17 protein-coding genes, 2 tRNA genes and 1 other RNA gene are annotated in these 21587 nt (G+C 34.4%); 19 read left to right on the top strand and 1 reads right to left on the bottom strand.

What is annotated here, in order from left to right:
- The first annotated feature begins 6 nt into the window (after positions 1-6).
- From VS182_RS01520 to spoVG, 3 genes are all read left to right on the top strand, one after another.
- Positions 7-366, top strand: a complete 360-nt coding sequence (locus tag VS182_RS01520; protein WP_479488780.1) for a TlpA family protein disulfide reductase — start codon at positions 7-9, stop codon at positions 364-366.
- A gap of 152 nt (positions 367-518) precedes the next feature.
- Positions 519-1412: a 4-(cytidine 5'-diphospho)-2-C-methyl-D-erythritol kinase gene (ispE, locus tag VS182_RS01515; protein ID WP_479484777.1), complete on the top strand. Its 894-nt coding sequence runs from the start codon at positions 519-521 to the stop codon at positions 1410-1412.
- Positions 1413-1578: 166 nt separating this feature from the next.
- On the top strand, positions 1579-1878 hold the full coding sequence (gene spoVG / locus VS182_RS01510) for a septation regulator SpoVG (protein WP_479484776.1): 300 nt from the start codon (positions 1579-1581) through the stop codon (positions 1876-1878).
- Between the two features lie 265 nt (positions 1879-2143).
- On the opposite strand, the gene VS182_RS01505 is transcribed toward spoVG, so the two are convergent.
- Positions 2144-2215 (bottom strand) — tRNA-Arg (locus VS182_RS01505).
- Between the two features lie 426 nt (positions 2216-2641).
- Between VS182_RS01505 and gap the strand changes: the two genes are divergently transcribed.
- The 16 genes from gap (at position 2642) to mfd (ending at position 21030) form a co-directional block, all read left to right on the top strand.
- On the top strand, positions 2642-3667 hold the full coding sequence (gene gap, locus VS182_RS01500; protein ID WP_479484775.1) for a type I glyceraldehyde-3-phosphate dehydrogenase: 1026 nt from the start codon (positions 2642-2644) through the stop codon (positions 3665-3667).
- A 335-nt stretch (positions 3668-4002) separates the two neighbouring features.
- The gene (locus VS182_RS01495; protein ID WP_479492668.1) at positions 4003-5145 is read left to right on the top strand and encodes a phosphoglycerate kinase; all 1143 of its coding nucleotides are present in this window, start codon (positions 4003-4005) and stop codon (positions 5143-5145) included.
- A 20-nt stretch (positions 5146-5165) separates the two neighbouring features.
- The gene (gene tpiA / locus VS182_RS01490; protein ID WP_479484773.1) at positions 5166-5930 is read left to right on the top strand and encodes a triose-phosphate isomerase; all 765 of its coding nucleotides are present in this window, start codon (positions 5166-5168) and stop codon (positions 5928-5930) included.
- A complete protein-coding gene (gene gpmI / locus VS182_RS01485) occupies positions 5930-7450 on the top strand; it encodes a 2,3-bisphosphoglycerate-independent phosphoglycerate mutase (RefSeq protein ID WP_479489054.1) in 1521 nt (506 codons plus the stop codon). Before tpiA ends, gpmI begins: the two co-directional genes overlap by 1 nt.
- A 137-nt stretch (positions 7451-7587) precedes the next feature.
- Entirely contained in the window at positions 7588-8865 is a 1278-nt protein-coding gene (gene eno, locus VS182_RS01480; protein WP_479484772.1) for a phosphopyruvate hydratase, read from the top strand.
- A 228-nt stretch (positions 8866-9093) separates the two neighbouring features.
- The gene (gene secG, locus VS182_RS01475) at positions 9094-9315 is read left to right on the top strand and encodes a preprotein translocase subunit SecG (RefSeq protein WP_479484771.1); all 222 of its coding nucleotides are present in this window, start codon (positions 9094-9096) and stop codon (positions 9313-9315) included.
- A gap of 121 nt (positions 9316-9436) precedes the next feature.
- Entirely contained in the window at positions 9437-11785 is a 2349-nt protein-coding gene (gene rnr / locus VS182_RS01470) for a ribonuclease R (RefSeq protein WP_479484770.1), read from the top strand.
- 61 nt (positions 11786-11846) lie between these two features.
- Positions 11847-12311 carry an SsrA-binding protein SmpB gene (smpB, locus tag VS182_RS01465; RefSeq protein ID WP_479484769.1) on the top strand — a complete coding sequence of 155 codons (465 nt, stop codon included), beginning with the start codon at positions 11847-11849 and terminating at the stop codon, positions 12309-12311.
- A gap of 227 nt (positions 12312-12538) precedes the next feature.
- Positions 12539-12938, top strand: a transfer-messenger RNA (tmRNA) gene (gene ssrA / locus VS182_RS01460).
- A gap of 26 nt (positions 12939-12964) precedes the next feature.
- Positions 12965-13040 (top strand) — tRNA-Thr (locus VS182_RS01455).
- Positions 13041-13240: 200 nt separating this feature from the next.
- A complete protein-coding gene (gene glmU / locus VS182_RS01450; RefSeq protein WP_479484768.1) occupies positions 13241-14632 on the top strand; it encodes a bifunctional UDP-N-acetylglucosamine diphosphorylase/glucosamine-1-phosphate N-acetyltransferase GlmU in 1392 nt (463 codons plus the stop codon).
- 17 nt (positions 14633-14649) lie between these two features.
- On the top strand, positions 14650-15591 hold the full coding sequence (locus tag VS182_RS01445) for a ribose-phosphate diphosphokinase (protein WP_479484767.1): 942 nt from the start codon (positions 14650-14652) through the stop codon (positions 15589-15591).
- Positions 15592-15676: 85 nt separating this feature from the next.
- The gene (locus VS182_RS01440) at positions 15677-16273 is read left to right on the top strand and encodes a 50S ribosomal protein L25 (RefSeq protein WP_479484766.1); all 597 of its coding nucleotides are present in this window, start codon (positions 15677-15679) and stop codon (positions 16271-16273) included.
- Positions 16248-16898, top strand: coding sequence for an aminoacyl-tRNA hydrolase (gene pth, locus VS182_RS01435; protein WP_479484765.1), 651 nt, complete (start codon positions 16248-16250; stop codon positions 16896-16898). Before VS182_RS01440 ends, pth begins: the two co-directional genes overlap by 26 nt.
- A 96-nt stretch (positions 16899-16994) precedes the next feature.
- Positions 16995-17225: an anti-sigma-F factor Fin gene (locus VS182_RS01430; RefSeq protein ID WP_479484764.1), complete on the top strand. Its 231-nt coding sequence runs from the start codon at positions 16995-16997 to the stop codon at positions 17223-17225.
- Positions 17226-17499: 274 nt separating this feature from the next.
- Positions 17500-21030 (top strand): transcription-repair coupling factor, encoded by a 3531-nt coding sequence (gene mfd / locus VS182_RS01425; RefSeq protein WP_479484763.1) that lies wholly within the window; start codon positions 17500-17502, stop codon positions 21028-21030.
- Positions 21031-21587 lie beyond the last annotated feature (557 nt).

Below are 21587 nucleotides of genomic sequence, written 5' to 3'. Positions count from 1 at the left end.
TTACCATTGGTTGATGGAAAAAAAGTTTTGGTGCATTTTTGGTCTATTAGTTGTTTTGTTTGTAAGCCAGATTTATTGATTATAAGAGATTGGATAGGTATTTTTCCTGATTTGCAACTTTTTGGTATTCATATACCTTTGCAACAAGCTGATATTGATTCACCTGAGGCGAAGGAAGTTGCTTTAGAGGGAAGCCGATTTTATCCGCAATGCATTGACAATACATTTTATTTTAACGATGTTTTTGGAAATGAGTATGTTCCTTCTTATTATTTTTTTGATAACAACCATCTTCTTCGTTATGCTACTTCTGGTGAAAATGGACTTTCTTTATTGAGTTCTTTTTTAGCTGATTTTGATAAGTGAGTATTTAAATCAGCTAAATTTAATTAAAGTTTTTTGGATAATGCTTAAATGATTTTTTTTATTTATCAATTGCTTTTTGCGGAGGTACATAGGTAGTGTGTTCTTGATGCTCATTTTTTGTTTTTATCCAGACATACTACTTTGTTACTATTATGAAATATAAACAAAATTCTCATATTGAATTAGCACCAGCTAAATTGAATCTATGGTTGGATGTTTTAAGAAAGCGCCATGATGGTTATCATGATATGCGTATGATTAATATATCCGTAGGTTTATACGATAAACTGGTCTTTTTTTTAAGTCCTAAACCTGGGATTGAATTATCGATCTATCCTCCTGATACAGGACTTTCTATTTCAAAAGATAATCTTGTGATAAAAGCGGTTGATTGTTTTCTAAACTATGCTAAATTTTCGGATGATATCGGTCTCTGTATCAATTTATTTAAAAATATTCCTATTGGAGCTGGTCTAGCAGGGGGATCTAGTGATGCTGCAGCTGTTTTGCGTGGTTTAAATAGCTTATTTGCTCTTGATTTAAATGACCGTGATTTGTTACAAATGGGAGCAGAAATTGGATCTGATGTTCCTTTTTGTTTTCAAGGTCAATTAGCTTTAGTAGAGGGCAGAGGGGACCATGTTTTTGGTTTTAAAACATCTTTAAATATTTGGGCTGTTTTGGTTAAGCCATCTTGCAGTGTGTCGACATCAGATGTATTTGAGCGGTTCCGGAAATCTAACATAGATGAGGATCCAACTCTTTTTTTTTGCTTGGCTAATGCATTGATTAATAACGATTACCCTAATTTATGTCGTTCATTGAATAATACATTTGAAGAGATAGTTCAAGTGGATATACCAGAAATTGTTGTTATAAAAAATTGCCTTAAATCCTATGGTTCGGATGTAGCCCTTATGTCGGGGAGTGGACCAACTGTGTATGGTCTTGTCCGTACAGAAGCTTTGGCTAGAAAAATTTCTCAGCATATTTCTACGCATGGTTGGGATGTATGGGTTGCGCCTGTAATTACTGATGCTCGATGAAGTTATTATATGTTTTACAAATGTGTTAAAATTTGGCTATCCGATATTACGTGTGTTATATATTAAAAAAGGTGTTTTCTAATAAAAGATGTAGCAGGCATAGTCTGATCGCATCGCGAAATGTAAGAATAAGACATTTTTAAGCAACAGGTGGTGAGCGTATTCCGTGGAGATTACTGATGTTCGTTTACGTAGGGTCAAACGCGAGGGGCAACGCATGTTAGCAATTGCTTCTGTTACCTTTGATCGTATGTTTGTGGTACATGGTATTCGTGTTATTGAAGGTAATAATGGTAAATTTGTAGCTATGCCTAGCAAAAGAACACCTGATGGGGAGTTTCGTGATATAGCACATCCTATTTGTGCGAATGCTAGGGAAAAGATTGAAGAAGCTGTTTTGCGTGAGTATAGTTATACTGATGAAAATCAACAAGTAGAGGCTGAAAAAGCAGAGCATTCTGCTTAATAGTTTTATTTTTAAGCTGGGTTAGTTTGAGAACCTAGCTTTCTTTGTTTTTTATATATTTTTTTATATATGTTTTTATATATGTTTTTATATAAAAAATGAAATTACTATTTACATAAAATAAAAATGATGCAAATATTTGCATCATTTTTATTTTATGTTCTTTATATTTAAAGATTTTTTAATTTTTTTTTTGATTTATTAATTCATTTACTATTTTGTTTTCAATTTTTTTAATTTATAACCTAATTGGTGATTTAATAAACGCGCCTACCAAGATTCGAACTTGGGCACCTGGTTCCGGAGACCAGTGCTCTATCCCCTGAGCTATAGGCGCTTTTTTGATTTAATCTTATTTTAACATATTGATGATTTTCATTACAAGAAAACAAACTTTGATACCAAGTTATATATTTGCTGTATTTTTAATTGATTTATTTTTAATTTATAAATTTTTGCTTAGTTTCATTTTCTTGTGTGTTCTTATGCGCGTATTGTATTTTGGGGATCATAAATATTTTTTATTTCAAAATATATTGTTTAATTGTGTGATTTTTTGATAAAGATAATGTTTTTTAATATCTTTTGATATTTTGTTTTGGCTATTACTTAAGATTATAAATATGTGTTAGAATGGGGTAGAACTGTATTGCTTTACATTTTATTTAGATGCTTTTTATTATATCATTAACATTTTTTCTAAAGCATGTTTTTATGAACAAAATGTTGCTGTCAATTATTTAAAGGAGGCAAATTATTTATTATGCAAAAGATAGGTGTAGGTATTAATGGTTTTGGACGTATCGGTAGACGTGTATTTATATCATTATTAAATAACCCTTATTTTGAGGTTAAAGCTATAAATGATCTCAGCGGGAATGAAACATTGGCTCATTTACTTAAATATGATTCTGTTCATGGTCCTTTAGCGGCTGATGTTCAATTAATAGATGATGCTTTTGTTGTTGATGGTAGATGTTTTAAAGTTATTACAGAGAAAGATCCAGCGAAGATTAACTGGCGTGATTATGGTGTTTCTTATGTTGTTGAATCAACGGGTATATATAGCAATAAAGCAGACGCATCAAAACATTTACTAGCTGGTGCTTCAAAAGTTGTTATCTCTGCTCCGGCAGACGGTGCTGATTTAACGATTGTGGTAGGTGTGAATGATCAAAAATATGATCCTTTACAACATGATATTGTTTCTAATTCATCGTGTACAACCAATTGTCTTGCGCCTATTGCTCAGATATTGGACAAGCAATTCGGGATTGAAAAAGCTTCGATGACAACAGTCCATGCTTATACAAATGATCAAAATATATTAGATCTTCCTCATAAAGATTTCCGTCGTATGCGTGCTGCATCTCTTTCCATTATCCCTACGAGTACGGGAGCTGCTAAGGCTGTAGCTCAAGTTTTACCTGAGTTGAAAGGTAAGATTGACGGTATGGCTTTAAGGGTACCGACTCCTAATGTTTCCTTGGTTAATTTGGTTACACATGTTAAAAAAACTACGACCAAAGAAGAAGTGAATAAAGTTTTGCGTGAGAGCTCAGAAAGCAACTTGCGCGGTATTTTAGATTACACAGAAGAAAAATTAGTATCAATTGATTATAATGGTAATACATATTCTGGTATTATTGATGCTGCTTCCACTAATGTTATCAATGGCGATTTAGTGCATATTATTGCTTGGTATGACAATGAAAATGGTTATGCTAATCGTGTTGTTGACCTATTAACAGTTATGCATAAAGCTGATTCGCGTGTTAATAAGAATTAATATTGTTAATTTTCTTTTATTTGTACTTTGTTTATTTACTTCGCTTTAGTTAATTCATTTGTGGTTCATGGACTTGTCCAAGAATCAATGTGAAGAGAGTTTAAGGGTTTAATCAAAGGCACTAAAGCTATGATAATGGCTATTTTTGTGCATTAAATTAGACCATTACTAATCGGCTATATTAATATTTCTGGACAAGTCCCATGTTTTACTTATTTAATTAACCTTGTTTTGATTTTCTTTTTAATTCATTTTTTAAATTTTCACTTTTTATATAAAAAAGAAAGGGATAATTGGTATATATTATGAGAAGAAACTTGTCGGATGTATCATTTGTGAATAAAAAGGTTATTTGTCGCCTTGACTGTAATGTTCCTATAGAAGATCGTCATATTATGGATGAAACACGAATTATTAGTTCTCTTCCTACCTTGAAGTATTTATTATCCCAAGGGGCTATTATTATTATTTTAGCCCATTTGGGGCGACCAAAGGGTCGTGTGGTGGATCATTTGCGTTTAGAGCCTGTAGCTAAATGTTTAAGTAATCATTTAGGTATATCGATCAAATATGTTTCATCATTAGTATACTCAGATGTTAAAGAAGAAGTCGCTAAGTTAAATCCTGGTGATATTATTTTTTTAGAGAATACGCGTTTTTATCCTGGAGAAGAAAAAAATGATAAGGATTTGGCTGTTTTTTGGTCTCAGTTAGCTGATGTGCACGTTAATGATGCTTTTGGTGTTTCCCATCGTAAACATGTTTCTAACTTTGGATTAGCTGCTTACTTACCTTCTGTAGCAGGTAAGTTGTTATCTAAAGAGGTTGATACGATCACTAAGATGTTATCTAATGTGCAAAAGCCATTTGTTGTATTGTTAGGCGGGGCTAAGGTAGACGATAAGATAGGTGTTTTCGAATCTTTGCTCAATAAAGCTGATGCTATTTTAGTAGGTGGAGGTATGGCGTCTGCTTTTTTGGCAGCTAAAGGTTATAATATGGGTAAATCGACACCTTTACCAAGTGTGGTCAATTTAGCCCGTGATATTATTCATCAAGCTACTTCTTTGGGTGTAGAGTTAATTTTACCAATTGATGTTGTGATTTCTGATGTTTTTTCTAGTCAACCTTCCGAGTTACGTCGTGTTAAGTGTGATGAAGTTAGTGACCATCATTATGTTTTAGATATTGGTCCTAGAACATGTGAATTGTTTTCTAAATATATAAAAAATGCTAAACAAATTATCTGGAATGGACCAATGGGTGTTTTTGAATGGTCTTTGTTTAGTAAAGGTACAGAAGCTATTGCGCGTGCTATGGCTGAAACTTCTGCTTTTACTTTGGTAGGTGGTGGTGATTCTTTAGCGTCTTTAAAAAAGACGAATTGTTTAGAATCTATTGATCATTTATCCACTGGTGGAGGTGCCATGTTAGAAATGTTATCTGAAAGAAGATTACCTTATTTTGATGTTATTTAGAAACAAAGGAGTTGTTTTTATTGCCAGTAGATTATTTAATCGTTGCTAACTGGAAAATGTATAAAACGCCTGAGGAAGCCGAGATTTTTTGGCGTGTATTTCACGAAAAAAAAATACCATCTAATATTAAGGTAGTTATTTGTCCAACATTTTTATCTATATCAAACATGGTTAATATGACACAACATGTTTCGAATGTCCAAATAGGCGCACAAGATGGTCATTGGTATGCAGAAGGTGCGAACACAGGTAACGTAAGTATGTCTATGCTCCGACAAGTTGGTGTGACACACGTTATTGTTGGTCATTCAGAGCGACGTATTCAACACGAAGAAGGCGATGATTTCGTTCAAAGAAAAGTTGCAGCTGCTCGTGAACATGGATTAATACCTATTATTTGTGTTGGTGAACGCATCGAAGATCGTCTAGCGGGTAAAGCCAATGACGTTGTTCGTATTCAAGTTGAGCGTGCTTTAGCGACAATCTCTGCTGCAGGCTTATCAGATTTGATTATTGCCTATGAACCTGTGTGGTCTATTAGAACAGGCCAAGCTGCTTCGGAAAAAGATGCTTTCAACATGGCTTTGTTGATCAAATCAGTTTTACAAACTTGGGGTGAAGAAGCTATGGTTGACAATATTCCTGTTTTATATGGTGGTAGTGTCGAACCTGGCAATGTAAATCGATATATGAAAGCAATGTCAGGTGTTTTAGTCGGGCGTATGAGTCTTGAACCTGATGCTTTTTATGAGCTTATTTTAGCAGCTAGTCAAGGTAAATGTTGATGAAAGTACCACCTGTTATTTTAATTATTTTAGATGGTTGGGCTTTAAGAGATGAAAAATACGGAAATGCTGTTTTGCAGGCAAAAACGCCCCATTTTGATATTTTATGGTCGCGGTTTCCCTGTGCTAAATTATCTGCTAGCGGTCAGGATGTTGGTTTGCCTAGTGGTCAAATGGGAAATTCCGAGGTCGGTCATCTTACTTTAGGATCCGGCAGGGTAATTGATCAAGATTTAACGCGCTTACAAACAGCCATTGCCGACGGTTCTTTTGCGCTAAATGAAGTAATCCAAAAAGCTATTAATTATACTATCAGTCATAAAAAACAACTTCACATATGTGGTTTATTATCCGATGGCGGTATTCATAGTCATATTTCTCATATGATGGAATTGATAAAAATGGCTTCAGAAAAAGGCTTACATCAAGTTTGGGTACACGTTTTTCTGGATGGCCGGGATGTTTCGCCTAAAAGTGCTGACAAATATATTTTATTGCTTCAACAACATATGTCAAAATATAAAACAGGGAATATAGCTACGATGTGTGGTCGTCTATATGCTATGGACAGAGATCGACGTTTTGAACGTACGAGGGCAGCTTATGATGCATTGGTTAAAGGTGAAGGGAAAAAGTTTTCCGAACCTCTAATAGCTTTTAACCATTCCTTGGATGAAGGTTTAACTGATGAGTTTATGCCCCCTATGATTATGGTAGATAAAAATGGTATAAACTTACCTCGCATTCAAAAAGGTGATACTGTTATTCTAAGCAATTTCCGAGCTGATCGTATGCGTCAATTAACTAGCTGTTTATTAGCGTCTGATGAAAATAATTTAGACCTAAATGTTATTACCTTGACACCTTATGATGATCGATTTTCTAGTAAAGTGGCTTTTCCGGTAGCCAAACTTGATCAAACACTTGGTCAAGTTATATCGTCAGCTGGTTTAACACAATTACGCATAGCTGAAACAGAAAAATACCCTCATGTAACTTGGTTTTTTAACGGCAAAAGAGAAGAGCCTTTTTTAGGCGAAGGTCGTTCATTGATTCCATCTCCTAAAGTTACGACATATGATTTGCAACCTACAATGTCCGCTTTTTCAATTACGGAAACTTTTTTACAAACTTTTGGTAAACAAAAAATTAATTTTAGCTTAATAAATTTTGCTAATGCTGATATGGTAGGGCATTCTGGTAAAATGGCTCCCACAATAACTGCCGTAGAGACCGTTGATACTTGTTTAGGCCAGATATGTAATCATCCTTTGATCAAAGATTCCATTGTTTTAATTACAGCCGACCATGGAAATGCCGAAATGATGATAGACAGCACAGGACAACCACACACAGCTCATACCACATTTCCTGTTCCATTGATCATGGTCAATAATTCCAAAAAATGGCTTCTTAAACAAAGTGGTTCATTAGTCGATATTGCACCAACAGTTTTAGAACTTTTAAATTTACCTATACCCAAGCTTATGACAGGGAAATCACTCCTCATAAATTCTTAGATTTTCATCAAAAAAGTTTGATTAAAAATTCTTTACATATACATTATTTTAGTTTTTTTGTTTTATTTAAATATTATTAATAAAATATTATTAATAAGCTATTATTAATTGATTTTCTATATTAAGGAGCTGTTATCATGCGTATTGAATTAGTACAAGCATATGAGGTTTTGGATTCACGTGGACAACCTACAATAGAAGCTAGGGTGCAATTAGAACAAGGATCTGTTGGTATAGCTATGGTACCCTCTGGAGCTTCAACTGGTGCCCATGAAGCTATTGAAAAACGTGATGGAGATCATGGTCGATATGGTGGTCGTGGTGTTGAAGAGGTAGCTAAGAATGTGCGTGAACTCATTGGGCCGGCTATTGTAGGTATACCTGCAGATGATCAGATGGCTGTAGATATGGCTTTGATCGATGTTGATGGTACACCGAATAAAAATAAGCTTGGTGCAAATGCTTTATTGGCGGTCTCCCTAGCTGTAGCTCGTGCTGCTGCTAACTATTTTAAACAACCTTTATGGCGTTATTTAGGTGGTATAGCACCTAAATATCTCCCTGTGCCTATGATGAATATTTTAAATGGTGGTGCACATGCTGATAATAATGTTGATTTACAAGAATTTATGATTGTTCCCGTTGTTGCTCCTTCTTTTAAAGAAGCTTTACGGATTGGCACTGAGATTTGGTATTCATTGAAAGGGATACTTAAATATCAAAGAATGTCTACAAATGTTGGTGATGAAGGTGGATTTGCGCCATCTTTACCTGATAATGAAGCGGCTTTACAGTTAATCGTTGAAGCTATTACCCAAGCTGGTTATAAACCGGGTGAAGAAATTTTCCTTGCTTTAGATGTAGCAGCTACGGAATTTTATAAAGAAGGTTCGTATAATTATCAAAATAATCATATCAGTTCTAATGAATTAATCTCACTTTATGAAAAATGGATCAATAAATACCCCATCATATCCATCGAGGATGGATTAGCTGAGGATGATTGGGCAGGATGGAGTGATCTCACAAAAAAATTGGGTAATCGTGTTCAGTTAGTTGGGGATGATCTGTTTGTAACACAAAGAAAACGTTTAGCTCAAGGAATTGATAATAATATTGCAAATGCTTTGCTTGTGAAATTAAACCAAGTTGGTACATTAACAGAAACATGGCAAGCTATTTCAGATGCCAAACAAGCAAACTATGCTACGATTATTTCACACCGTTCTGGAGAAACTGAAGATCCCTTTATTGCCGATTTGGCCGTAGCTTCTTGTGCGAAGCAAATTAAAACAGGCGCACCTTGTAGGAGTGATCGCTTAGCTAAATATAACCAATTGTTGCGTATTGAAATGGAAGCTACAAATGCTATTTATGCCGGCAAAACAGCATTTAAGCACATGCTATCTAAATAATTATTAGCTATTTGAACAATTATTAGTTTTCATTTTTGTTTTCTTTGTTCTTTGTTTTTTTATTTATGCTTTTGTTATTTTTTATCCATTGATTTAGGACGATTTGTTCAGAATTGCATAAATTTATGAAGTTCAAATTGAGGTTAAAAGTTAGCGTGATCACTATGATATAATAATGTGATTTATATTTTCGTTACATCTTAAATTTTTCGAAAGGGGGTTATTTTTGTGGTAGAAATTTTTTTAGCAATTGTTTCTGTTTTGCTAATAATTGTTGTTCTATTACAACCAGGTAATTCTAGTGGTTTATCAGGTTTCATTGCTGGGTCTGAACATACCACAGGCAAGTCTAAAGCCAGGGGTATTGATGCTTTCTTACAACGTATTACGATTGTATTGGCTTTGTTATTTATGATTTTAGCGATCACATCCTCGTATTTCTTGCGTTGAATTTGAAGTGATGTTTCTTTGTAAAATTACCGAGAGACGTCACGTGTTTTTTCTTGTCTTTTTTGGTTTCTTTACTTGTTTGTATGTTTTTCATTTTATTTCATAAAACTTATTTTATATTTTGGAACACGATTATAAAAAATTCCATAAGCTTGTTAACAAAATTGTATTAGAGGGTAGGGTATTAAAAATAGAATCTCGATATATTTTACCAGGAAATGATGAATTGATTATTGGTAATTTACAGGGAAGTGAGCGTGGGTTTGGTTTTGTTTTGCCATGCGCTGTAGATAGCTTAGATGTTAAAGCGAAGAAGCAAAAAGAAATTCATCAAGATATATATATTCATTATAATGATCTTAATGGTGCTGTAGATCTTGATACTGTTTCTGTTCGTATACGTAAAAGCAGTGTTTATAAACGTGGCAATCGACCTGAAGGTGAGATTGTAAAAGTTATTACAAGAGGTCGTCATCAGCTTGTTGGTACGTTTCATACTTCTTTTGTTCATAATAAAAAGGCGATTGATCAAGGTGTCGTTGTTCCAGATGATAAAAGGACACTTATCCCTTTTTTGCAAATACCTTATAAATGGCAATTAAATGCGCAGGATAGTTATAAAGTTGTAGTTAAGATCCATTATGGCGATAATGGTCTGTTTTTGGGTGAGATTATTGAAATTTTAGGTAAAGCTAATCAACCTGGAGTTGATATTTTAACAATAATTCATAAACATGATATACCGGCTGCTTTTTCAAACGATGTTTTACAAGAAACGCGCAAAATTGTAGATAAAGTTCAAATAGCAGACCTTAATAATCGGCGTGATTTGCGTAAAAATAGGATATTAACTATTGATGGTGAAGACGCTAAGGATCTTGATGATGCTGTATCTATCGAGCGCGTGGATGATAATTGTATTAAATTATGTGTCCATATTGCTGATGTATCATATTACGTTAACCAAGATTCGCTTTTAGATCAAGAAGCCAAAAGAAGAGGGTGCAGCGTTTATCTGATTGATCGTGTGGTACCGATGTTGCCGCCTATACTATCTGATGAAGCATGTAGTTTGTTGCCTCGTAAGGATAGGTTAACAATAACTTGTGAGATGTACATAAATACTGATACCGGTTGTGTAATAAAGTATTTTTTTTATCCCAGTATTATAGCTACTTGCGAACGTATGACTTACCATCAAGTATATTCGCTTTTGAATCAAAGCGGATCTAATACAGAAGATGATATTGCTATCAAAGAACGATATGGCTATCTCCTTGATGATTTAGAACTTATGGCGGACCTCGCTGATATTCTTCGTACAAAACGTTTGCAACGTGGAGCATTAGACTTTGATATAGCTGAGGCTAAGATTAATCTTGATGATTTTGGTAAACCGCTTAATATTAGCAAAAGGTCACGTACGATAGCTGAAAAATTAATTGAAGAATTTATGCTTTTAGCTAACGAAACAGTAGCAAGTTATTTTTTAGACAAAAACATAACTATTATCAATCGGGTTCATGAAAAACCTGATACAGAAAAGTTGCGTTCTTTTTATGAATTTATATCTAGTATAGGTTATAAAATAAATGGTTCTCCTGAGCGCATACGACCTAAAAGATTACAGCGCTTATTATTACAGGCTAAAGGTAAATCATCGGAATATATCATTAATACGATGTTACTTCGCTCTATGAAGCAAGCGAAATATAACATTGAAAACTTGGGCCATTTTGGTTTAGCTACTACTTGTTATACGCATTTTACATCGCCTATTAGACGTTATCCGGATCTTATGATTCACCGTTTGTTACGTCAATCATGGGAAATGGATAGTCAGATTTCTGGTATATATAACATTATTGATAAAGATGATATAAAACTTATCGAAATAGCTAATCAATCTTCTCTTAAAGAACGTGTTGCTATTGAAGCTGAGCGTGAATTATGTGATCTTAAAAAAGCTGAATATATGTTTGATAAGATTGATATAAAATACGAAGGAATTATTAGCGGTATTTTACCTTTTGGTTTTTTTGTAGCTCTAGATAATACCATCGAAGGTTTGGTGCATGTTAGTACCTTGAAAGATGACTACTATTGTTTTGATGACAAAAAAATTCTTTTAATTGGTGAAAGTACGGGTAGAACTTTCCGCCTAGGTGATATTGTTCAAGTTGTTGTTTCTCAAGTTAATTTAGAAGATAGGCGAATTGATTTTAACTTATTAATGCATCAAGGTAATGCATATCCGCCGCAAGGCAGGTCATCTAAACGAAAATGGTGTGTTTTGAAAGCAAAAACAGCTAGTTCGACTAATGATAAGAAGCCAAAAAACGCTATGGCGTGTTCTGTTGGCAAAAAAGATGAAAAAAAGCGTAAAGGGAGTGCTGTGGTAAGCCGTAAAAAGAAAAGGAAAAGAAAGAGCAAAAGCAAAATTACAAAAGATAGAAATTTAATGAAATAAAATTTCCTTCATTTTTTATAATGGTACCTGTTTAATTTACAGTGCAGCAAGGGGGATTAATATGAGTGAAGGTATTAAAGTTTTAATACAGAATCGAAAAGCTCATCATGATTATGAGATTTTAGAAAAAATAGAAGCGGGATTAGTACTGACGGGGACAGAAATAAAATCTTTGCGGAAATGTAAAGCTCATATTAAAGAAGCATATGCGCGTATTGTCAATGGCGAAGTATTAATCTTAGGTATGCATATTAGCCCCTTTGCTCCTGGGAATCGCTACAATGTAGATTCTTTGCGTACGAGGAAGTTGCTTTTTCATCGTCGTGAAATTGACCGTTTGACAGGTAAACTTCAACGAGAAGGTTTGACTATGGTTCCGTTACGTGTATATCTAAAAAGAGGCTTTGCTAAAATAGAATTAGGTTTAGCTAAAGGGCGTAAGCACTACGATAAGCGAGCTATGGCTGCTAAAAAGGATGCTTTGCGCTCTATGGAACGTGCCTATAAAGAAAAGAATCAACATTAGCTATTTTTTTAGATATTGTTCGTGATGCATAAATTGATTGGACCATAGTTTTTTACGCGAATTTTGATGGAGGTTTTGAGCTTTTTCTTACCGGATAATTATGCATACAACTACTTTTGAGGAATATATTTATATTCTTGGGCATATTTAATTTTCACTAATTGAATATAACTATATATTTGCTTCTTGCGATTGATTGATTCATCTGCTACAATGTGAATGTGCAAGGGGGCGTAATTGGTTTCGACGGGGATTGGTCGAGCGTTTCTGTAGCGAGCCGTCGGGCTGCGGCGTCGTTAAATACGCAGATCTCAATTTAACTGGCAAATTTAATAGAAGTATTCAACCGAATTTCAATAGTGGTTTTGCAGTAGCTGCCTAATAGTTGCAGCTACGGACTGGTTATGTTTTGCCCATGAAAACATAACATAGTCTTATAATTGTAGTATTATGGGCTAGCGAATAGAAAGGCTAACCATCTATTTGCGAAAGTTAAGTGTTAGCTGGCCGCTATGTTGTTTGACATTGTTGCACACATAGGGTGAGATCAGGAAACAATGTCTGCGCTCGGAGAACCAGACGTGTCGAGATTCTCGGACAGCGGTTCGACTCCGCTCGCCTCCATATGAAAGTTTTGTTTTTTCTCTATGTGCGCTGATGTAGCTCAGCTGGTAGAGCACTTCACTCGTAATGAAGGGGTCGCAGGTTCGAATCCTGTCATCAGCACCAGGGTTAGATTATCTTGTGTTTTATTTATAATATATTTTTAAGAATTTTTGTTCTTTTCTTATCTTGGTTTCTGTCTATTTTGGTTTTTTGTTTTAATTAATTCTCCGAAGAGTGACCTTGGGGTTTTTAACTTTACGGCATTTATTTTACTTTACATTGTATATTTTGAAATAATTTCCCTTGAAAGAGGAGCGAATAATTTGGATCCTTTGTATGTTATTGTGTTGGCTGCGGGTAGTGGGAAGCGGATGCAATCTAAACTGCACAAGGTTCTTCATCCTCTATGTGGGTTAGCGATGATTGATCATGTTTTACAAAAAGCTTGGTCTTTGTCTCCTACAAAAGTTTTTGTTGTTGTGGGTCATGACGCTGATGAGGTACAAGCACATATTAAGGCCCGATCCCATCAGACACCTCAGTTTGTTTTACAGGAGGAGCTAGGGGGTACGGGTCATGCTGTTCTTCAAGTTAGACCTTACTTGAAGAATGCATCTGGCAATGTACTGATTTTAAATGGTGATAACCCACTGATTACAGAAGATACATTAACCAAACTTCTAGAAGTCCATAAACGAAAAAGATCAGCTATGACTTTATTAACGTCCTTCCTGGAAAATCCGGCTGGGTATGGTAGAATATTGCGTGATGAGCATGGATTTGTGATCTCTATTGTTGAAGATAGTGATGCCAGTTCTGAAGATAAACTTATTCAGGAAATTAACACAGGTACATATGTTTTTAAAACTTCTGATTTGTTTAATGAACTACCTCATTTAAATAAAAACAATCAACAAGGCGAATATTATTTGCCTGAAATATTACAACTTTTGCTAAAAAAACAGCGTAAAATTAGCGTTTTCCAATTAGCTGAATCATGGGAATCTTTGGGCGTCAATGATAGGTCGCAATTAGCTTTTGCTCATAGTGTACTTCAGCGTCAAATTATTAACAGGCATCTGATTAATGGTGTAACTATGTTAGATCCAAGTAGAACTTATATAGAATCTGATGTCATTATAGGTAAAGATACTGTTATTGAACCTGATGTTTTTTTAAGAGGTAAGACAGTTATTGGTGAGAATTGTTTTCTAGGACCAAATGTCGATATTACCAATTGTCATTTAGGCGAGGGTAATAAAATCACTTTTTCTGTTTTAGATCAAGTGAATATAGCTAGCGGGGTTTCTATCGGTCCTTTTGCGCAACTAAGGCCAGGGACTATATTGGCCCACGATGTAAAAGTAGGATCTTTTGTTGATTTGAAAAATGCTCAAATTGGCGAAAAATCTAAAGTACCTCATTTATCATATTTAGGTGATTCCCTTGTAGGTAAAGGTGTTAATATTGGTTGTGGTGCTGTAACAGTTAATTATAATGGTCGTAAGAAGTGCGAGACGCATATTGATGATCATGCTTTTGTGGGATGTAATGTTAATCTGGTGGCTCCTGTGGATATAGGAAGAGCATCTTATGTAGCAGCTGGTTCAACAATCACAAATAACGTGCCGGATTATTCATTGGCTGTTGCTCGTAAACGCCAAGTCATTAAAGAAGGTTATGCTAAAAAATGGTTGATGGATGAGCTGAAATAACTTTAAGGAGCAGGCGTATGGCAAATTTCCGCCTACAGATTTTCAGTTGTAATGCAAACGTGATCTTGGCTAAAAAGATTTGTGATCATATCGGGATACCTTTGGGTGATGCTTCCGTCGATAGTTTTAGTGATGGCGAAATCTGTGTTAAGCTTAATGAAAGTGTTCGTGGGTCTGATGTTTACGTTATTCAGTCGACTTGCAAACCTGTTAACCACAATTTGATGGAACTTTTAGTTATGGTAGATGCCCTAAAGCGTGCTTCGGCGGGTACAATAAATGTGGTTATGCCCTATTATGGTTATGCACGTCAAGATCGCAAAACTCGTGCTAGGGATCCTATTACGGCTAAACTGGTTGCTAATTTAATCGAAACATCTGGTGCTGATCGTTTGATTTCGATGGATTTACATGCTACGCAGATCCAAGGATTTTTTAATATCCCCGTCGATCATTTAGTTGGTGTACCTATTTTAGCTGAATATTTTCGTGATAAGGGATTAGGTAATGCTGTTGTGGTATCTCCTGATCACGGAGGTGTTATTCGTGCGCGTCGCTTAGCTGAAAGGTTATTAGCTCCTATTGCCATTATAGATAAACGTCGTCCTGAACCAAATGTTGCAGAAGTGATGAACATAGTAGGCGATGTTAAGGATAAAACGGCTATTATCGTAGATGATATTGTTGATACAGCGGGTACGATTATGACGGCATCGCAAGCTTTGTTAAAGCGTGGTGCTCGTGATGTTTATGTTTGTTGTACACATCCCGTCTTGTCAGGTCCTGCTATTGAAAGAATCATGGCATCTCAAATAGCAGAAATGATTGTTACAGATACAATCCCTTTACCGGAAAATAAAAAATTACCTAATATTTGTGTTCGTTCGGTAGCATCTTTAATGGGCGAGGCTATCATTCGTGTTCACAATGAACAATCTGTGAGCAAATTGTTCCATTAAGTAAGCAAAAACCAAGTTTTATTTACAAGAAAATTTTTATTAAATTTTATATCTTTTTTTATAATAACTGGGGTGAAAAATATTTGTGATAGTCTTAGATGCAGTATCACGTGTTAAAACGTCCAAAGGTGAAAATGGTCGTTTGCGTCGTCAAGGTCGTTTACCTGCTATTGTTTATGGTGGTGGTGAAGTTTTAGGTTCTGTGCATGTTGACCATGCTATATTTTTGAAGAGTGTTGTTAATTCTGATCAACCATTTTTTGATCTTAAAATAGAAGATCGTAATTATCCTGTACTAGTGCGTTCTATGCAGAAACACCCAATAAATGACCAAATAATCCATGTGGACTTTTTGGCCGTTTCACAAGATAGACCTGTTGAAGCTAAAGTAACTTTAAAACCTATTGGTATATCTAAAGGTGTTCGCGAGGGCGGAGTTTTACAGATACTTGTACGTTCCTTAACTGTTCGTTGTTTACCGCAAAATATGCCTTCTGAGTTAGAGATAGATGTAACTAACCTTGTCATAGGTGATTCATTAATGGCTAAGCATATAAAATTGTCTGAAGGCGTGGAGTTGTGTGCTGAACTTAATACAACTGTTATAACTGTTATTTTACCTCAACGCGGTACAAAATCAGAAGATGCTGGTACGGATGCGAAAGAAGAAGGTTCGACTTAAATTGAAATTGATTGTTGGTTTAGGAAATAAAGGGGCCGAATATCAAGATACAAGGCATAATATAGGTTTTATGGTTGTTGACTATTTAGCGGATAAATATAGATCGACATGGTCGGAATCTAAAAATATGCAGATAACCAAGATAAGCTTAGAAGATTTTGGTATTACATATGATGATATTTTTCTTATGAAACCCCTTACTTATATGAATTTATCCGGCAAGGCTCTTAAAGAATGGTTATATTCACACAAGGAAATTCTTTATAGTGATGATGTTTTAACAAAAGAAAATTTATCATATTATAATATCTGTATTATTTATGATGATTTTTCTTTACCGTTTGGTCGGTTGCGTTTGCGATCTAAAGGCAGCTCTGGAGGACATAATGGCATAAAGTCCATTATCGATAGTATTGGTTCAATTGATATTCCTCGGTTACGTGTTGGTATTGGATCTGTTCCAAATGGGTGGTCTTTAACAGACCATGTGTTAGGTTCTTTTCATAAAGATGAATTGGAAGATTTACAACAAATCATCCAAAAGGCATCTAATGCTGCAGAGATCTTTGTGAAAACAAAAAATATTTCTTTAGCTATGCAGACGGTGAATCAAACTGAAAATTGATGCAAATAATACGCGGAGATATTGATGATAAATAAGGCATGTTTTTTACCCTTATGTCGATACTAGTTAGTAGTTTCGATATAAGGGGGCTTTTATTTGCTATTTCAATATTTTTGCCGATACTGCAATCAAAGATTAGGAAAGTTAGATGTTTCATCACTCACAGAGGCGCAACTAGGTTTAGATAAATTGACACCTGATGAACGTGCCGATATTATATCGGTGGATTCTGATGGGCATAGTAAAGTAAATGTTATTTGTGAATTGTGTCAAGAATCATTGGAAAATAATCCTGAATTATTACTCGTTTCTTATTTGATTCAGTAGTATTTTTTCATAAAGATTTTTTTGTAATATTTGGCTATTTGATTTAGTCTTGGCTTTTTGTGCCGAGGCTTATTTTATATTGCTAGTTTTTAAAAAAATCTATCATTAATTGCTAAAATATTAAATTAAGTATATAAAGTTATTTTTCTTTTATATTTATAAATCCATTTTTGATATATTTCTAAATATTTTTTGTATTTGTATATATTATGCAAAATCAATATATTCTAATATTGGTATTGATATTGATAATTTATTAAAGGAGGGGCCCTGTTTGGAATCATTACTTCGTTTTGTGGCACAGGATCGATATTTTATGGATGTGATGAAGGGTTTACATCAAGGTATGCTTGAACAACTTATAACAGGATTGACAGGGTCTGCTCGTGTATTATATCTCGCAGCTTTATATCGTTTTTCTAAGCGTCCTATCGTATTGATCACACATAATGCTAATTCCGCACAAAAAGCTTATGAGGATATTTGTGAAATCTTGCCTGCTAATGAAGTTCTTTTGTATCCAGCGCATGCTTGGAATATAGCTGAGCTTATTCAGGAGGAAAAAACTACTTTAGGTGAGCGATTAAATGTATTGACTCGTTTAGCTAATGGTTTCCAGGGTGTGCTTATCCTTCCTTTTTTAGTTATGCGTAAGTTTTTTTTATCGAAACATACGTTGCTGTCTGCTTATAAAGTTATTTCCCTTAATCAAACAGTGGAATTGCAAGATATAAAAGCTTATTTATTAGATGTAGGATATAAGATGGTTAATAGGGTAGAGCAAAAGGGTGAGTTTGGTATACGTGGTGGTATTTTAGATATATATCCTCCATCGAATGATAAGCCATTTCGCTTAGAATGGGATGAAAATAACGTTTCTTCTATAAGGTGTTTTAACCCTGTTGATCAACTTTCTATTAGTAAACAGACACAATTAATGATTAGCCCTGCTAAAGAATATTTTGCAAATAGTCATCAATGTAAGGCCTCTAGCCAAGTTATAAAAGATATTTTAGAGAAATATATGGAAAATAGAAAAGATTCAAAACAAAGTATAGTTCATCAAGAAAGTGTATACAAAGATATATCGCTTTTAGAAAATGGGACTATGCCTGATGGGATATATAAATATATAAGTGTCATATATCCTGATGTTACCAGCATTCTTTCATATATTTCTAGTCAAGCACTATTCGTCGTAGATGAACCTGCGCGTACATACGAAATAAGCAGGCAAATGGAATTAGAAGAAACCGAATGGAAAACTTTACCTATTCCGCTTTCTCGTAAAGTTCATAATCCTTGGGGTTTAGATAAACATCAATGTATCTATTTTTCACTTTTTATGCGTAAAGTCTCATTTATGCAACCCAATCAAATCGTTCAAATGACATGTAGAAGCATGCAACAATTTCACAGCCAAATGAACGTTTTTAAAGCTGAATGGGAAAGGTGGATTAATGCTAAATACCATATTATGATTGTTGCTAGTTCTCAGGAACGTATGAATCGTCTTATTTCTGTATTAAATGAATATGGTATTTTAGTAGATGGATCCAATAAACAGGTTGTTTTTAAAACAGGCAATCTCTCTAGTGGTTTTGAACTCAGCTTTTTACGCTTGGTCATTTTGACTGAAAGCGAGATTTTTACTAAGCAACAACGCAAAGCAAGAAGGCGTCCGCATAGCGATGATCATGCTGAGAAGATTAAAGATTATCAGGAGTTAAAACCCGGAGATTATGTGGTTCATATTAACCATGGTATTGGTCGCTATGCGGGTATAGAGACACTTCGTGTAGGTGGTCTGCACAAAGATTACTTGCATGTACAATATTCGGGTAATGACAAATTATATGTACCAGTCGAACAAATTGACCAAGTGCAAAAATATGCTGGTAGCGAAGATCAGAAACCTAAAGTATATAGTTTAGGGAGTGCTGAATGGAGTCGCGTTAAAAATAAAGTTCGATCGTCAGTTAAAGACATTGCTAAAGACTTAATCTGCCTATACGCTGAGAGACAAGAGGCTAGAGGACATTCTTTTTCCACAGATACGTCTATGCAATCAGAATTTGAAGCACTTTTTCCCTACGAGGAGACTCCTGATCAATTACGCTCGATTGAAGAGATTAAACGTGATATGGAAAAAGTACAACCGATGGATCGCCTCCTATGTGGAGATGTAGGATATGGTAAAACAGAAGTAGCTATAAGAGCGGCTTTTAAAGCGGTCATGGATTGTAAACAAGTTGTTGTTTTAGTACCAACAACGATCTTGGCTCAACAGCATTATGAAACATTTAAGGAACGTTTCTCTGGTTATCCGATTAACTTAGCTGTATTAAGTCGCTTTGGTTCTCGTAAGGGCCAAAAAGATACTATCTTAGGCTTAGCTAATGGCACAGTAGATATTGTTATCGGTACACACCGCTTACTTTCTAAAGATGTTGTATACAAGAAATTATCGTTATTGATCATCGATGAAGAACAACGTTTTGGTGTAAAGCATAAAGAACGGATTAAACAATTACAATGCTCTGTGGATGTTTTAACCTTATCAGCTACACCTATCCCTCGTACATTACACATGGCCATGATGGGTGCCCGTGATCTTTCAATTATCGAGACACCTCCAGAAAATCGTTTTCCTGTACAAACATATGTTTTAGAGTACTCCGATACATTAGTTCGAGAAGCGATAGAACGTGAACTAGGTCGTAATGGACAAGTGTATTTTTTATATAACAGAGTTGAAACAATCGATAAAATGGCTGATCAATTAAGGAATTTAGTATCAGAAGCACGTGTAGCAGTAGCACATGGACGAATGGCTGAAGTTGAATTAGAGCAAACTATGATTGATTTTTTAAATAATAAATATGATATTTTGGTCAGCACATCGATTATCGAAACAGGCGTTGATATACCCAATGTTAATACATTGATCATCCATAGTGCAGACCTCATGGGCTTATCACAACTTTACCAACTTAGAGGTCGCGTTGGGCGTTCAAATCGTATAGCATACGCCTACTTCACTTATCAACCTGATAAAATTTTAACAGAAATTGCTGAAAAAAGATTACAGGCTATCAAAGAATTTACCGAACTTGGATCGGGTTTTAAGATTGCTATGCGTGATTTATCGATTAGAGGTGCAGGTAACTTATTAGGTGCGGAACAACATGGACATATAGCTAGCGTAGGATTTGAACTATATAGTCAAATGTTAAAAGATGCTGTCAGTGAACTTCGTGGTCAAAAATCAGAAGAAATAAAAATAGAGATTATTGAACCACAAATACAACTGGCGATCGATGCATATTTACCTCCAACTTATATCAATGATGAACGACAGAAAATTGAATGTTATCAAAGAATTAGAGCCACTTCTTCTATCAAAGAAATTGATGATGTTTCTGAAGAATGGCAAGACCGTTTCGGTATGTTTCCAGAACCTGTTGATTCTCTTATACGTATAGCTAAATTACGTGTTGGATCTATGCTTTATGGCATACATTCAATAGAACAAAAGAACAAAGAAGTTACCATACAACTTACCGAAGCTTGGCACAACAATCATAATCGCAATTCACTACTAATTATTTCTAATTCACTGAGCGGTACAATACGTATTACACCTACAAGAAGAATTAGCATTATTTTCCGCAAACAACTTTCACCATTAGATTGGTTAACCAAATTAGAATTTTTTGTCGTTAAATTAAAAGAAGCATACTTCAAAAACAAACCTAAAACGTCTAATAAAGATATTAGTGGCAAAAAGAAGATTGAAATTTAAATATCATTAATTTGCAACAAACAACAAACAACAAACAATAAACAACAAACAACAAACAACAAACAATAAACAATAAACAATAAGATAGAAATCATATGATAGTAAGCTGTAAATTTATGTATTTAATAATATTATTATTTTATATTTATGGTAATCATTGACCAGCTTTTATAGTTTAAAAGCATAGGATATAAATATGCATAAAATATTTTTTGCTTAATTTTCCTTGGCTGGTTGATATTTATATTTTTAGTTAGACGACATTTTTTAACCTGATCTTGCCCAATAACCCATGTTAAATAGTGTTTAAGAACCTAATTTAATACACAAAAAGCTATATTAATGGCTATTTTTTTGTTTAAATTACACCATTATTAATCGGTTATATTAATATTTCTGTACAAGTAACATGTACTTAATACTTAATACTTAATTATTTGCATAATTGATTTTTATTTAAACTATTTTTATATTTAAACTATTTTTATATTTAAACGATAATCAGAAATCATTGAATTCTAATTAAGTTTAATTTGCATATAAATATAATAAAAATC

The organism is Pasteuria ramosa (assembly GCF_056496785.1).
The sequence above is the reverse complement of the archived record's forward strand: the minus strand, read 5'-3'. Positions and strand labels throughout refer to the sequence as shown.

Bases quoted from the DNA above. Each gene is read 5' to 3' on its own strand.
- ispE (WP_479484777.1), top strand. From the start codon at position 519: ATGAAATATAAACAAAATTCTCATATTGAATTAGCACCAGCTAAATTG.
- gap (WP_479484775.1), top strand. From the start codon at position 2,642: ATGCAAAAGATAGGTGTAGGTATTAATGGTTTTGGACGTATCGGTAGA.
- gpmI (WP_479489054.1), top strand. From the start codon at position 5,930: ATGAAAGTACCACCTGTTATTTTAATTATTTTAGATGGTTGGGCTTTA.
- eno (WP_479484772.1), top strand. From the start codon at position 7,588: ATGCGTATTGAATTAGTACAAGCATATGAGGTTTTGGATTCACGTGGA.
- smpB (WP_479484769.1), top strand. From the start codon at position 11,847: ATGAGTGAAGGTATTAAAGTTTTAATACAGAATCGAAAAGCTCATCAT.
- VS182_RS01445 (WP_479484767.1), top strand. From the start codon at position 14,650: ATGGCAAATTTCCGCCTACAGATTTTCAGTTGTAATGCAAACGTGATC.
- pth (WP_479484765.1), top strand. From the start codon at position 16,248: ATGCGAAAGAAGAAGGTTCGACTTAAATTGAAATTGATTGTTGGTTTA.